The sequence below is a fragment of the Streptococcus sp. STC1396 genome, assembly GCF_058933875.1.
Genome location: NZ_JBZYCU010000009.1, coordinates 12,535 through 27,507, shown reverse-complemented (window position 1 = coordinate 27,507; position 14,973 = coordinate 12,535). Strand labels below are relative to the sequence as shown.

General features: G+C 42.3%; 10 protein-coding genes. 7 read left to right on the top strand and 3 right to left on the bottom strand.

The features are described from left to right. Positions 1 to 631: 631 nt before the first annotated feature. From brnQ to AC5FEC_RS04420, 5 genes are all read left to right on the top strand, one after another. On the top strand, positions 632 to 1,960 hold the full coding sequence (gene brnQ, locus AC5FEC_RS04440) for a branched-chain amino acid transport system II carrier protein (RefSeq protein WP_493661419.1): 1,329 nt from the start codon (positions 632 to 634) through the stop codon (positions 1,958 to 1,960). A gap of 340 nt (positions 1,961 to 2,300) precedes the next feature. Beyond that, the gene (locus AC5FEC_RS04435; protein WP_493661418.1) at positions 2,301 to 2,804 is read left to right on the top strand and encodes a GNAT family N-acetyltransferase; all 504 of its coding nucleotides are present in this window, start codon (positions 2,301 to 2,303) and stop codon (positions 2,802 to 2,804) included. 18 nt (positions 2,805 to 2,822) lie between these two features. Beyond that, positions 2,823 to 3,161 (top strand): ATP cone domain-containing protein, encoded by a 339-nt coding sequence (locus AC5FEC_RS04430; RefSeq protein ID WP_037617483.1) that lies wholly within the window; start codon positions 2,823 to 2,825, stop codon positions 3,159 to 3,161. Between the two features lie 315 nt (positions 3,162 to 3,476). Further along, complete coding sequence (locus tag AC5FEC_RS04425; protein WP_493661417.1) at positions 3,477 to 4,415, top strand: metal ABC transporter solute-binding protein, Zn/Mn family; 939 nt, start codon at positions 3,477 to 3,479, stop codon at positions 4,413 to 4,415. A 9-nt stretch (positions 4,416 to 4,424) separates the two neighbouring features. After that, on the top strand, positions 4,425 to 7,712 hold the full coding sequence (locus tag AC5FEC_RS04420; RefSeq protein ID WP_493661416.1) for a pneumococcal-type histidine triad protein: 3,288 nt from the start codon (positions 4,425 to 4,427) through the stop codon (positions 7,710 to 7,712). Between the two features lie 262 nt (positions 7,713 to 7,974). On the opposite strand, the gene tnpA is transcribed toward AC5FEC_RS04420, so the two are convergent. Next, positions 7,975 to 8,439: an IS200/IS605 family transposase gene (gene tnpA / locus AC5FEC_RS04415; protein ID WP_493661415.1), complete on the bottom strand. Its 465-nt coding sequence runs from the start codon at positions 8,437 to 8,439 to the stop codon at positions 7,975 to 7,977. Between the two features lie 214 nt (positions 8,440 to 8,653). After that, the gene (gene pepT, locus AC5FEC_RS04410) at positions 8,654 to 9,877 is read right to left on the bottom strand and encodes a peptidase T (RefSeq protein ID WP_493661414.1); all 1,224 of its coding nucleotides are present in this window, start codon (positions 9,875 to 9,877) and stop codon (positions 8,654 to 8,656) included. A gap of 378 nt (positions 9,878 to 10,255) precedes the next feature. Between pepT and hemH the strand changes: the two genes are divergently transcribed. After that, positions 10,256 to 11,350 carry a ferrochelatase gene (gene hemH / locus AC5FEC_RS04405; RefSeq protein WP_493661442.1) on the top strand — a complete coding sequence of 365 codons (1,095 nt, stop codon included), beginning with the start codon at positions 10,256 to 10,258 and terminating at the stop codon, positions 11,348 to 11,350. Positions 11,351 to 11,955: 605 nt separating this feature from the next. On the opposite strand, the gene AC5FEC_RS04400 is transcribed toward hemH, so the two are convergent. After that, entirely contained in the window at positions 11,956 to 12,771 is an 816-nt protein-coding gene (locus AC5FEC_RS04400; RefSeq protein WP_217473002.1) for a Cof-type HAD-IIB family hydrolase, read from the bottom strand. 148 nt (positions 12,772 to 12,919) lie between these two features. On the opposite strand from AC5FEC_RS04400, the gene lepA reads away from it, so the two are divergent. After that, a complete protein-coding gene (gene lepA / locus AC5FEC_RS04395; RefSeq protein ID WP_234550287.1) occupies positions 12,920 to 14,743 on the top strand; it encodes a translation elongation factor 4 in 1,824 nt (607 codons plus the stop codon). Positions 14,744 to 14,973 lie beyond the last annotated feature (230 nt).

Below are 14,973 nucleotides of genomic sequence, written 5' to 3'. Positions count from 1 at the left end.
AACTCAGCTGAGTTTCCTTTTAAAAATGACGAAAAATAGTGAAGAATTTGACTGAGATTTGGGTGGGGAATGTTTAAGAAAACTCATATCTATCTGGTTTTACGATAGGACAGTTCCACGTCGTGTGGTGCCAAGAGCAATTGTCAGATAAAAAAATTGATGATTAGCTATATATTTTAAATTTGTAAAAATAAGGGATTGACTCCTGAGCTGAACGAAAGCAGGAGTAAGAGTTCAAGGAATATGTAGACCAGTTGCAGTAGAGGATGAAAAGGTAGGTAATTTCTTGAACACAAGCAAATAAGTGTAGCAACAGAAAGTCTCCAGCGTAAAATTATGTTCCTAGTACATCATAAAAACATTTTGAACAAAGAAAACGATTCGATATAAAACGAACAAAAAGTTTTTGAAATTTAAAAGCGAAGTGCTATATCCTTGAAAAAGATGCGATTATCAAAAAATGCTCTCTAAATATTCAATTTAAATCAAAATTAATTTCATGAAGTTCGTATTAAAACATATTTTGTATTATAAATCCCTTTTATTCAGTATAACTTATCCAAATATCTTGCAGAAAAGTGAGTTTATAGTTATAATGGAAAAGCATTTTAAAGTGGGAGAGGAGTTTCTAATGATTAAAAAGGGTGCTTTAACAGGCTTGCTTTTATTTGGAATGTTTTTTGGAGCTGGAAATCTAATTTTCCCCCCTCAGCTTGGGTTGGAATCGGGTCCTCAATTTTGGGCAGCGATTGCAGGGTTTGTTTTGTCTGGAGTTGGGATTGCCATCTTGACTTTGGTTGTCGGAGCTTCGAATCCTAAAGGTTATATGGATGAAATTTCACAAAAAATTGCTCCTTGGTTTGCAATTGCTTATCTTGTGGTTCTCTACCTTTCGATTGGTCCTTTCTTCGCCATTCCACGGACCGCTACAACAGCTTTCTCTGTCGGAATTGAGCCAATGCTGCCGGCAGATTCTCATACGATTTGGCTTTTTATCTTCACCACAATTTATTTTGTGTTGGCGTATATCATCGCTTTTAATCCATCAAAGATTTTGGACAGTATCGGCCGCTATCTGACTCCAATTTTCGCGATTTTGATTGTCGTTTTGGTTGTTCTTGGGGCGTTCAGATATGGAGTGGCTGCTCCCCAGCCCGCTACTGCTGAGTATGCTGGATCTGCTTTTGGCGCAGGTTTCCTTCAAGGCTACAACACTCTAGATGCTCTGGCCTCAGTTGCTTTTAGTGTGGTTGCTGTAGCGACCCTAAACCAGCTCGGATTTAAAAATAGAAAAGAATATGTTTCAACGATCTGGGTGGTTGGTATCCTTGTAGCCATGGGCTTTAGTGTCCTGTATGTTGGGCTCGGATTTTTAGGGAATCATTTCCCGCTTGATACAGCTCAACTGCCTCAAGGGGCGAATATTGGAGCTTCTGTTCTTTCCTCAGCAACTCAGGCAATTTTTGGTCCAGCGGCACAGATTTTTCTAGCGGTCATGGTAACGGTGACTTGCTTTACAACGACAGCTGGTCTCATTGTCTCAACTGGTGAGTTTTTCCATAATACTTTTCCGAAATTATCTTATAAAGTATATGCGACTGTCTTTACTTTGATAGGCTTTGCTATAGCCAATCTTGGGCTCAATGCCATTATCCAGTATTCACTCCCAGTCCTGATGATTCTTTATCCAATTACGATTACCATTGTTATGATTGTGATTGTTAATAAAATTTTGCCACTTTCGAAACCTGGGATGCAGTTTACGATTGCCATAGTTGCTTTGATTGCTGCGGCCAGCGTTTTGGCACCCCAGTTTAAAATAAAGGGGCTCGAGAACACGATAAATTCCTTGCCTCTCGCCGGAGCCTCTCTTCCTTGGTTGCTCCCAGCCTTAGCAGGTATCATTCTTTCGCTTTTTCTGCCAAATAAACAAAAGAGTGAGCGTTTTGAGCTAGATTGATTCTGCAAAATATAAGTTCTTTAAAAACCAGTGAAATTTCGATATTCGCTGGATTTTTCTTTTTCATTAAAAATAGCATAATATTAATGGCTTTTAGTGAATAGAGGTCGGCAATGAGGATAATCTGCATATGGGAAAATGGTTGTGAACTGGGGAGTTCTTCCAGTTTTTGTGCTGAATCAGTAAAATGGGGGAATTAAACTTGTTTATAAGAGCTAATGTTGCTGTGATTGTTTTTCATCATTTGGTTATTATGCAGATAGGGAGTTTCTTTTGAAAAATAATGAAAAAGATTGTATAATGAAAAGGTGATCATTAGCTTTGAGCTCTGGAGGTGATGGTGCTGCTTATACGTAAAGCTAGCGAAGAGGACTGGCAGATTATTCAGGACATTTGTACCGAAACTTGGCTGAGCACTTATCAAGAAATCTACTCCTCCCAGTACATCCGGCGAGTTTTTGAAATATTTTACAGTCAAGAGCGCTTAGTAAAGGACTTGACCGAGCTCTCTCCTGAATGGAATGGCTACTGGCTGGCAGAAGTAGATGGTCAAGCTCTCGGATGCATTGGAGGCGGTATGGGGGAGGACGGTAGAGCTAATATCTATGTTCTCTATGTTTTGCCTCGAGCTCAACGATTGGGAGTTGGTCATGCCTTGGTCCGTACCTTAACGGATTATCAAAAATCGGAACATCAAGCTGTGGAACAAGCTGTCACAGTGACCGAAGGAAATACTCTCGGTATTTCTTTCTACGAAAAAGAAGGCTTTGGCTTTGAAAATGCTACTGAAAATTGGATTGATAGTAGTCAGGCCAGAGATTTACACTATTTCAGAAATATTTAAAAATAAAAAGGAGCATTTATGCAAGTTATTAAGCGTAGCGGTGAAGTTGTTGAATTTGACCCAGATAAGATTTATCAAGCTGTTTTGAAGGCAGCACAGACTGTGTATGTTCTGACGGACGATCTCCGTCAAAATCTGGCTTTGGTGACTAAAAAAGTTGTTTTAGATTTGGAAGAAGCCAAGGTAGAGCGCGCGACTATTAGCATGATTCAGTCCATGGTAGAGAATCGTCTTTTGGGAGCGGGCTACATTACCATTGCTGAGCATTACATTTCGTACCGCTTGCAGCGTGATTTGGAGCGTAGCGGCTACGGAGACCATATCGCCGTCCATCTGCATTTTGAGCAGATCCGATAAAAGTAGTTCCTCATACAACTGTATTGTGGGACGTAGGTGATGCTTGGTCTGAAATGAGGGTGTCAACGCTATTTAGCTCGAATCTGAAAATATAGGAGCGAGGGAAGTGAGAATTGATGGGTTGTTGCACCTCATTGTCAACTGTAGCTATTAGAGAAAAGCTAAAATCTGGAGAGGATCAAACTGATCTTCTCTTTTTACTGTCCTTCTTCCTCTTTTTCTTGGATATTTTTCAAAATAACTTGACAAAAATATTGACAAAGTGTATGATATTAACCAGTTAATTAACTGGTTAATGATAATTAAGGAGATTTTATGAAACAAAGTAAGAGAATTGCAACTTGGCTAAGTTTGCTGGCTCTGGCCCTATGTCTATTGGGCTGTCAGTCTCAGAAGGAGTCTGGCAACGCTAATCCATCCCAAGGCTTGAAGATTGTGACGAGTTTTTATCCTATCTATTCTATGGTCAAGGCTATATCGGGGGACCTGAATGATGTGCGCATGATTCAGTCTAGCAGCGGCATTCATGATTTTGAGCCTTCAGCCAATGACGTGGCAGCCATCTATGATGCGGATGTCTTTGTCTATCACTCGCGGACTTTGGAGTCTTGGGCAGGCGAGCTCAATCCGAGTTTGCAGCATTCTAAGGTTCAGGTCCTTGAGGCTTCTCAAGGTATGGAGCTGGATCGGGTCGTAGGCTTAGAAGATGTCCAAGCAGGAGAGGGAGTGGATGAGAAGACACTCTATGACCCCCATACCTGGCTGGATCCTAAAAAAGCTGCGGAGGAAGCTCAGATTATTGCCGACAAGCTGTCGGAGCTGGATAGCGACCATCGAGATACTTATAAGGCTAATGCTCGAAAATTTCAAGAACAGGCCAAGGAGCTGACCGAGCGTTACCAGAAGATTTTTGATAAAGTGCCCAACAAGACCTTTGTCACCCAGCATACCGCCTTTTCTTATCTAGCCAAGCGTTTTGGGCTGACCCAGCTGGGCATTGCTGGTATCTCACCAGAGCAGGAGCCTAGTCCACGCCAGCTGACAGAGATAGAAGACTTTGTCAAGGAGCACAAGGTGCGGACCATTTTTGTGGAAAGCAATGCTTCCTCGAAAATCGCCCAGACTTTGGTCAAGGCGACTGGTGTAAAAATTAAGGAGCTGAATCCTCTGGAAGCAGACCCAGCCAATCAACTGTCTTATTTAGAAAATTTAGAAGCAAATCTAGCTGTTTTAGCCAAAGATTTGAAAGAATAAAGGAGAACCATGAAAAAGAAATATTTCCTTGCTTCAGTCGCTATACTGGCTGTCGGCCTTGGCACTTACGGGCTCATCCAATGGCAAGCTCAATCCCGACCCCAGACCAAAGATAACCAAGTAGCCTATATTGAGGACAAGACTTCGGATGGCAAGACGGATAAAAATAAAAAATTGACATCTGACCAAATCAATGACGAGGAAGGTATTGAAGCGGAGCAGATTGTCGTGAAAATCACAGATCAGGGATACGTCACTTCCCACGGAGATCATTATCATTACTTTGATGGAAAGGTTCCTTTTGATGCCATTATCAGCGAAGAGCTGATTATCCGAGATCCTAACTACACGCTGCAGGAAGCAGATATTATCAATGAGGTCAAGGATGGCTATATCATTGAGGTAGAGGGGAAATATTATCTTTACCTCAAAGATGCCAAGCATACCAGCAATGTCCGCTCGGTGGAGGAGATTGCCCAACAGAAAAAGCTGCATAAGACCAAGGAAGATGGCGATAGTGGCAAATCTTCCACTACAAAATCAAGCAAGACTCGCGATTTCAGCCAGCCCAGCAAGTACTTAGCTGCGGGAAAGACAGCAGTAGACCTTACAGGAGTTAGCTATCAAGGCCAAGGGTATTATAAGACGGATGATGGTTATACTTTCAGTCCGTCTGACATCATCGAGGATACTGGCGATGCTTTTATCGTGCCGCATGGCGGGCATTTTCACTACATTCCTAAGAGCGACCTGTCACCAGCAGAATTAGCGGCGGCTCAGAGCTACTGGAATAGCAGACGGGCTGGTGGACGGGTGAATCCGCCTAACTACGGCAAGACGATTGCTTCTTCCGATACTTGGAATCAGAATAGTGCTGGCAATCAGGGTGGACCAGTCTCAAATCGGACTCCACAGCTGCCAAATCATTCAAAGATTGAGCAGCCAAGTCCTGGCTTAGCGGTTCCTCAGCCGAGTCCGTCCAATCCGCTCCAGCCGTCTCAACCATCTCAGCCATCCTTGCCAAGTCTGCTGCAGCAACTCTATGCCCTGCCTCAATCTCAGCGCTATCATGAAGGGGACGGTGTGGTGTTTGACCCGTTGAAAATTAGTCGTCGGACAGACAAGGGGGTTGTTATCCCCCACGGAGACCACCATCATTTCATTCCTTATGACAAGCTGTCAGACTTGGAAGCGAAGATTGCCCGCTTGATTCCTATAGGTTATACCTATCAGCCGCTGGGAGATCCTCTGCAAGCTTTGAAGCCTCAGCTACCGTCTCAGCCTGAGCACGACCATGGTTTTCATGCGGAAGCTGTCATCTCAAAAGATGAGGAAGGTTATGTTGTCCAACATGGAGGCCATGCTCATTACTTCTTTAAAAAGGATTTGACGGCAGATCAAATTGCAGCAGCAGAAGCTAACTTGGCTAAGCAAAAAGATTCAAACCAGTCCAGTCCAGTCAGCGCAGAATATGATCGCTATTCTCGCGATGCCAGTGATGAGGAAAAGATGGCTTATATCTCCAAGACTTATGGAGTTCCGCGCGAAGCGATTAAGATTTCCAAAGGCTTCTTCGTCTTTAATAATCCAGATCAAGCTTATGACCCGACCCATATCCACCCTTATGCTGTCAGAAAAGAGCATGTCCGTATTCCTTTAGAGACAGGGAATCCTGAGTTGGACTTTTTAAATGAGCTCTATACAACGGCTCTGCGTTCAGGTTTGTCGCCTTACAGCATTCAAGTAGAAAATGGTCAGTTTGTTATTCCCCACGGGGACCACAATCATTACATTCGTGTACAGTCCAAAGGTGTTGACTTAGGTCTAAAGAATAAACTGCCAGCCTTACAATCAGCTTATCAAGCCGGTGCTTATAGTGAAAAGCCTGTTTTAGAGAAAGTGGAAGCTCTGCTTACAGCGAGTCGAACGATTTATGCTGACGATCTGTTGATGCAGCGCCGAATTGAGCTTGCTTTAGGAAACTTTGTAGAAACCATGAAGCAATTGCCAAGCAATTCGACAGCTGGCTATTTGGCTAGTTTGGAGCAATTTGATAAGCACTATATTCACGTAGATAAGAGCGCCCAAACTGAGAAGTTGACGGAAGTAGATAAGAAATATCAGGAACTGGTCGATAAAATCAAACGCTTGGAAACAGACAGCTACAATGTCAATAAGACTTCCTTGCTCAGTGAATTGCAGCTAGCTAAGGTGGAGAAAAATGGAGTTAAGATAAATGAAATCGATCAACTGCTGACCAGTCTTCAAGATTATCAAGACAGGACAGGGGTGACTTCTGTCGAATATCTAAAGGCCTTCTATCTAGCCGTAGATGATGCACGATTGCAGCCAGAGCTTCGTAAAAAAGTTGCAGACTTAGCTATGAAGATCTACAAGTCACAAGCCTTTATCGAAGCGGTTGATTTGAAAGCTTTATTCTTGGATCTCTATCAGACGAAGCTAGAAGTTGATAAGGCTCTTGCTAGTGGTGAGACGGCTCCAGCAAAAAGTAAAACAATTCTAGATACAGAAAAGACTGATGATCAAAACTACAAAACAGCTATCTATGGCTTCTTGAAAGAATTGTACGGTGAATTTGCGCCGCGGCCAAAAGTAGAGATTCCGGATGAAACTTTCCAGGCTCTCTTCCAGCAAGGGCAAACGCTTTTAGAAAGAATCAAAGATTCTGCTAGTCAGGAAGATTATAAGAATCAATTAACGGTACTCCAAACTGATTTTCAAGCAGCTAGTAAGGATAGAGAAGCTATTTTAGCAGATGGCAAGATTCTCTTGGCTAAGATGGTTGAGACCATCAAAGCTCAGCAAGCAGAAAGCAGTCCGAAAGACCAAGAGCTCTATAAGAAAATCTATGTCCTCCTTATGGCTGCCCATAAGTTGCTTGAGGAACAAAATGCTTCAGATGAAGTATTTACTAAGCTAGAAGCTTTATTTGATAAGCTTGCGGATAACAAGGTCAATAAAGAGGAATTGCTTACAGAAGTTCAGACTTTTATCGAAGGTCTTCAACATCCGGACAAAGCTGAAAAACCAGTCTCTGACGCGGGTAAATCTGAAGAGAAAGATTCCGAAGCAGGGAAATCTGCTGAAACATCCATGGAAGCTGCCTCTGCTAAGGTATCAAGTGAGACTCAAGCTTTAGCAGGTGACAGTAACAGTCAAGCAGCCTCTGATAACACTGCTCCAGAATCAAAAGATCAAGAGGTCAATACCGTGCAAGAAAAGTCGAATCAGTCTTCTGTTCAAGATCCTTCAACAAATGAAGTAGCAGGACAATAAGAGGTAGGCGGTTTAATCAATGCTGTCTCTCAGGAAAACTTCTGTGTTCCAGAATGTGTTGGAGTAGGTTCAACAAGGATAAATTTTACTCTGGAAATTGGATCAGAATTAGGAAATAGAATCATAACCACCCGTCTAACGGGTGGTTTGTTCCAGGGCTATAAGCCCACATCACCAGCCAGCGCCTAAAGACGCTGGCTTTCACTTTGTTCAAGCCTCATTGCTCTTGACTCGTCACAAACCTCTCAAAGAGGTGTTTGCATTACTTACCACTATCCCTAAAGGGATCCTCATATTCTTTTACACTCAATTTATCCAACGCTATATTATGCTTTTCCTGCTCTTGGATATATTTCTTGATGGTGGCTTCATTAAGTCCTACTGTACTCACGTAATAACCTTCCGCCCAAAAATGTCGGTTCCCAAACTTGTACTTTAGGTTGGCGTGTTTGTCAAACATCATGAGAGCACTTTTACCTTTTAAATACCCCATGAAACTAGAAACACTTATCCTTGGTGGAATGCTTACTAACATATGTACATGATCTGGCATTAAGTGTCCCTCAATAATTTCAACTCCTTTATAACCACATAATCGGTGGAATATTTCACCCAAACTGTTTCGATATTGATTATAGATAACTTTTCGTCTATACTTAGGTGTAAACACAATGTGATATTTACACATCCACTTTGTGTGTGATAAACTATGTGCCTTTTGCGCCATATTTTTCTCCTTTCGCTTCACAATTGGCTTGAACACCTTTATTGTATCGCGTTTGGAGTTTTTTTGGTATAACCTTTGATGCGCACCCGCATAGCGGGTGGTTTATTTGTCTCGCACCTAGCGGAGCGAGACAGACTGAAAGTCAATAATGAAAAAGCGAACATACTAATTTCGTGGGAGATTAGCTGTGTTCGCTTTTTATATTCATTAAAGTTTATTTTTCTTGATAAGAGACGATGCCGATAATGGTATCGACAGCACGTTCCATTGTTTGCAGACTGACGTATTCGAAGCGTCCATGCATGTTTTCACCACCGGCAAAGATATTTGGTGTTGGAATTCCCTTAAAGGAAATTTTAGAGCCATCCGTCCCGCCACGAATAGGTTCAATAATCGGTTTGATGTCCAATTTGTTCATGACTGCTTTTGCGATATTGATTGGTGTCATGTCTTTTTCAATGACTTGGCGCATATTGTAGTATTGATCTTTCAGTTCTAAATGAACCCGTTCACCATGTTTTTCGTTCATTTTATTGGTAATGGAGCGCATGAATTCTTTGCGTTTTTCAAAGGTTACTGTATCAAAGTCACGAATGATATAACTTGCTTTTGCTTCCTCAACAGTTCCTTCTACATTCATAAGATGATAGAAGCCTTCGTAGCCATCTGTTAACTCAGGGCGGTCACCATGTGGCAATTGATTATGAAAGTCAATAGCTAATTGCAGAGCATTAATCATTTGTCCTTTGGCTGTCCCTGGATGGACATTGCGTCCTTGGAAAGTGATTTCTGCACTAGCTGCAGAGAAAGTTTCAAATTGAAGTTCTCCAAGCGGGCCACCGTCAACCGTATAAGCGAAATCTACATCGAAATCTATCGCATCAAACTTGTCAGCTCCAACACCAATTTCTTCATCTGGACCAAAACCAACTCGAATTTCGCCGTGTTTGATTTCCGGGTGACCTGATAGATACTCAATTGCTGTCATAATTTCAGCGATACCTGATTTATCATCAGATCCAAGAAGAGTCGTTCCATCGGTTGTAATCAAGGTTTGTCCTTTGTATTTTTTCAAACTAGCAAAGTCAGCAGGATCTAAGTTGAAGCCAGACTGACCAAGCGGAATCACACCGCCGTCATAATTCTCAATGACCTGCGGCTGGATGTTTTCTGCGTTGAAGTCCGCCGTATCCATGTGGGAAATAAAGCCAATCTTGCGGGTAAAGCTTGGATCGTTAGCTGGCAGAGTTCCAATCGCAAAGCCATTTGGTAGGTAGTAGACATTTTCCAAGCCAACCCGCTTCATCTCAGGGATGAGGACATTGTTAGCAAAGTCCACCTGACTCTGGGTGCTGGGTGTAGTAGTAGATGTTTCGTCTGAGCGCGTGTTGACCTTGACATAAGTCAGGAAACGCTCTAAAAGATTAGGGTATTTCATAAAAACTCCTCTTTCATTTATTCAAATCTATTTTAGCATAATTGGGGAAAGGTGAGAAATATTTTTTACTGCTGTCGCTTCTAACTAACATCTTAAAAACCATTTTATATAAGCGTTAAAAAATATGAATTTCACAGGGAAGGCTTTAAAAGATGAAGTCGCAAACTATTTTTCAGTTTTGGAGAGCAGCAGTCCGTTCTGTTTTATTTTTGTTTTTCAATTGTTAAAATGTCTGAATTATTAAATTTGTATTTTCTTCGTAGAGAATGGGATTTTAGGCTATTCAAGTCTTTTTTAAGATGTTAAAATGAAAGAAATTACAAGTAAACCATTGAAAGGCTAGTTTGGTTTTCACAAGGTGATTGAAGAGGAAAGATGATGAAGAAAGCAGTTCTAATGATGACTTTTGGCTCGCCAGAGGAGATTAGCTTTGAGGGAGTGGCTGAATTTTTTACCAATATTCGCCGCGGTGTCAGGCCGCAAGACCATGAGATTCAGACCCTCTATGATAACTATGTCCTCATTGGCGGAACGCCTCTGCAGCGTATCAGTCTAGAAGAGGTGGAAAAGGTCCGTCAGCGTTTATCTGGTGAGTATGCGGTTTATTTTGCCAATAAATTCTCACGTCCTTTTATCCCAGATGTGATTGAGCGGATGGAAGAGGATGGTATTGAGGATTGTATCTGTTTGATCCTAGAGCCGCATTTTTCTTACTATTCTGTTATGGGTTATGAGAAGTTTATCCAGAGTGACTCCATCCGCTTTAATATCATTAAGGAATGGTATCAAGAAGAAGCTATTCTTGATTATTGGGCAGAGAAACTGAGAAAGATTCTTACAGAAGAGGTTGGAGAGGAGACCTTCAAGATTTTCTTTTCAGCCCACAGTGTGCCTATTCTGGCTTTAGATTTTGGAGATCCTTACATTGATCAGATCTATGACAATGTCCGCTTGATTGCTGACAGGTTGGGTTTGACAGAGGAGGATTATCTCAATGTTTGGCAAAGTGAGAGTGACATTGGACTCCCTTGGATCAAACCTGATGTGCTGGACTACATGCGTCAGCAAGAAACACATCCGCAGCATTATATTTTTGTACCGATTAGCTTTATCAGTGAGCATATAGAGGTCCTTTTTGACAATGACGTGGAGTGCAAGGAACTTTGCGAAGATCTGGGTGTTGCCTATCATAGACCGCCTATGCCCAATGCAGATGACCGTCTAATTGACGCTCTGATTCAAAGTATCCACCGCCATAAGCATGAACCTTTCAAAGAATGTTTTCCAGAAGAAGAAACATTTGATGAATTGCAGCCGTCGGAGGAGAGCAGTCAGATTCTGGCAGAAGGTGCAGAGCTGAAAATGCCAGATTTTGTCAAGAAATTGATTGAGAAAAAAGGCCGCGAAAATGTTAAAATGCCATACTTTGTCAAGAAAATGCTGGAGAAAGCAGGAAAACTGCCTAAAAGCTGATTATGCATTTTCGTTGCTGACTTTATAACATGATTTCAGAAGGGAAATTCGCGATACTTTGGCACCAAGATTTGATCAGGGAACTGCTTTGCCAGTAGTCTTTGTGCCAGCACTAAGAATATGTAACTTTACATGGAGGAAAGCCGTTGCGATGGCCAATTATGTTTTTGGACATAATCCTTATCGGCTTTATGTTTATCATTTTCTAATTATGGAGGAGATGTAGCGGAGCACTCTGGTTGGATTAGGATCATTGTGTTAAGATCTGTTTACTGCACCGTATCAGCAGCTTTTTGACAGGAGCTAGGCACTCCCATCTTACCAGCCACCTGCAAGTATACTGGAAAATGTGAAAAAAGAAGGGAATAGAGATTTTCTAATCTCGATACTTTTTAGATTGCAACAAAAAAGGCTGAGACACTTTTGTTTCAGCCTCGCTTTGTTCTGATCAACAGTTTCCCAGACTGTTTAATCTAATAAGGTAATAAAAGATAAACTAAGTGATAACAAAATAATGTCTGAAAGATCCTTTTAATCTCAGTCTAGAGGCAAGAGGATGAAGTAAAATTTTAAAAAATTACTTCTGTCCCACCATCTTTTATATCTCATTGATTCAAAATAAACTTTTCAATAGCTGCGGCGACACCGTTCGCATCATTGGTATCTGTCACATAATTGGCTAGTTTTTTAACATAGTTGCTAGAATTGCCCATAGCAACTCCGAGGCCTGCGAATTCGAGCATTTCGATATCATTGTTGGCGTCGCCGATAGCCATGACTTCTTCTGGCAAAAAACCAAGTTTTTCAGTTAATTCTTTTAAAGCAGTTGCCTTGGTTGTCCCTTTGGGCATCGTTTCAAAAATAACAGGTTGAGAGCGGACAGCACTGAATCGTTGACTCAAAACGTCTCCAAACTGGGCTTCAAAGGCATCCAATTCTTCTGGTTGTGCTAAAAACATAGCTTGAAACATGATTGTATCGGGATGCAGAGCTTCCTCAAGACTGATCTGAGTAGGGGTAGTGAAGACCAAACTGGCATCATAGGTGACAAGGTTATTTGGCTCTTCATCGACGACCAGATAACGCTCCTCGTCAAAAAGGGTATATTGTGCTGGTGTTTGTTTGGAAATCTGATCTAGGAAGATGATATCTTCTTTGCTTAATTGGCGCCAGTTGACCAGCTTCCAGTCTTCTGTCTGGTGAATAGCGCAGCCGTTATCTACGATAACGTATTCATTTTCTTGGGTAAGGCCTAGTTTTTCATAGTAAGGCTTGACACCGACAAGAGGACGGCCGGTACACAAAACCAGCTTGACACCAGCCTTGATTGCCTGGTGGATGGCCTCAATGTGAGCTTGAGGGATTTCCTTTTGATTGTCTAGCAGAGTGCCGTCCATATCAAGAGCAAGTAATTTAATCATCAGTTTTCTCCAAAGGTATTTGTGAATATTATAGCATATTTTGACCTGATGAGGAAAGGATATGGATGGATTGGAAAAATTTCCAACAGTGGTAAAAGTCCGCTTCCTTATGGTATAATGAATAGAATACCCTAAAAGGAAGAGAAAAATGAATTTAGAAGATTTGAAAAAACGTCAGGAGAAGATTCGCAATTTCTCCATCATTGCCCACATTGACCATGGGAAATCAACCTTGGCTGACCGGATTTTGGAGGCGACTGAGACGGTTTCCAGCCGGGAAATGCAAGCCCAACTCTTAGACAGCATGGACTTGGAGCGGGAGCGTGGCATCACCATTAAGCTCAATGCTATCGAGCTCAATTATACTGCCAAGGATGGCGAAACCTATATCTTCCACTTGATTGACACCCCGGGACACGTAGACTTCACCTATGAAGTATCGCGGTCACTTGCGGCCTGTGAAGGTGCCATTCTGGTCGTGGATGCGGCTCAGGGAATTGAAGCTCAGACCTTGGCCAATGTTTATCTAGCGCTGGATAATGACTTGGAAATCCTACCAGTTATTAATAAGATTGACCTGCCAGCTGCGGACCCAGAACGTGTACGAACTGAGATTGAAGACGTGATTGGTTTGGATGCTAGCGAAGCCGTATTAGCTTCTGCCAAGGCTGGTATCGGAATTGAGGAAATTTTAGAGCAGATTGTGGAAAAAGTTCCAGCTCCGACTGGAAATGTTGAAGCACCGCTCAAGGCCTTGATTTTTGACTCAGTCTACGATGCCTATCGTGGGGTAATCCTGCAAGTGCGGGTGATGGACGGTGTGGTCAAGCCGGGAGATAGCATTCAGCTCATGAGTAATGGCAAGACCTTTGATGTAACTGAGGTCGGCATCTTTACGCCCAAGGCCGTTGGTCGTGATTTCTTGGCTACTGGGGATGTTGGTTATATCGCAGCCTCTATCAAGACGGTACAGGATACTCGGGTCGGAGATACAGTGACCTTGGCGGACAATCCAGCTGCAGAGCCACTAGCTGGCTACAAGCAGATGAATCCTATGGTCTTCGCTGGTCTCTATCCTATCGAGTCCAATAAATACAACGATCTGCGTGAGGCTCTCGAAAAACTCCAGCTAAACGATGCCAGTCTGCAGTTTGAACCAGAAACATCACAGGCATTAGGATTTGGTTTCCGTTGTGGATTCCTGGGCTTACTGCACATGGATGTCATTCAGGAGCGTTTGGAGCGTGAGTTTAATATCGATCTGATTATGACGGCGCCATCCGTTATCTATAAGGTCAATATGACAGATGGGGCGTCTATTGATGTGTCCAACCCAAGCGAGTTTCCGGACCCGACCAAGATTGATTCCATCGAAGAGCCATACGTTAAGGCACAGATTATGGTGCCCCAAGAATTTGTCGGAGCAGTTATGGAGCTGGCTCAGCGCAAGCGTGGTGACTTTGTGACCATGGACTATATTGATGATAATCGGGTCAATGTCATCTATCAAATCCCGCTTGCTGAAATCGTCTTTGATTTCTTTGACAAGCTCAAGTCCTCTACTCGTGGCTATGCTAGCTTTGACTATGAAATCTCTGAGTATCGCTCGTCCAAGCTGGTGAAGATGGATATTCTCCTCAATGGCGACAAGGTTGATGCTCTCAGCTTTATCGTTCACAAAGAATTTGCCTATGAGCGTGGTAAGCTGATTGTGGACAAGCTCAAGAAAATTATCCCTCGTCAGCAGTTTGAAGTGCCCATTCAGGCAGCCATTGGACATAAGATTGTGGCTCGTACTGATATCAAGGCCCTTCGTAAAAATGTACTTGCCAAGTGTTATGGTGGTGACGTTTCCCGGAAGCGCAAACTCCTAGAAAAACAAAAAGCCGGTAAAAAACGGATGAAAGCTATCGGATCTGTCGAAGTTCCACAAGAAGCCTTTCTCAGTGTCCTGAGTATGGATGAGGAATAACATCCAGTGGATATTGTTCACCCGATTCTAGAGATAAATTTAATGACAGTTTAAAATCCTAGCAAGCTAGGATTTTTTATGTATCGTGTAAAAATGAGCTAGAACAAGATGGAATGAAACTACTATGATGAACAGAAAAGTTGAAAGAAGGGCTTTTCTCACACAATCAATCCCTTACAAAAGAAAGATGTACTAGAAAAATCGCTTGAATTTGTTCAAAACTTTTCGTT

Bases quoted from the DNA above. Each gene is read 5' to 3' on its own strand.
- brnQ (WP_493661419.1), top strand. From the start codon at position 632: ATGATTAAAAAGGGTGCTTTAACAGGCTTGCTTTTATTTGGAATGTTT.
- AC5FEC_RS04430 (WP_037617483.1), top strand. From the start codon at position 2,823: ATGCAAGTTATTAAGCGTAGCGGTGAAGTTGTTGAATTTGACCCAGAT.
- AC5FEC_RS04425 (WP_493661417.1), top strand. From the start codon at position 3,477: ATGAAACAAAGTAAGAGAATTGCAACTTGGCTAAGTTTGCTGGCTCTG.
- AC5FEC_RS04420 (WP_493661416.1), top strand. From the start codon at position 4,425: ATGAAAAAGAAATATTTCCTTGCTTCAGTCGCTATACTGGCTGTCGGC.
- tnpA (WP_493661415.1), bottom strand. From the start codon at position 8,439: ATGGCGCAAAAGGCACATAGTTTATCACACACAAAGTGGATGTGTAAA.
- pepT (WP_493661414.1), bottom strand. From the start codon at position 9,877: ATGAAATACCCTAATCTTTTAGAGCGTTTCCTGACTTATGTCAAGGTC.
- hemH (WP_493661442.1), top strand. From the start codon at position 10,256: ATGAAGAAAGCAGTTCTAATGATGACTTTTGGCTCGCCAGAGGAGATT.
- AC5FEC_RS04400 (WP_217473002.1), bottom strand. From the start codon at position 12,771: ATGATTAAATTACTTGCTCTTGATATGGACGGCACTCTGCTAGACAAT.
- lepA (WP_234550287.1), top strand. From the start codon at position 12,920: ATGAATTTAGAAGATTTGAAAAAACGTCAGGAGAAGATTCGCAATTTC.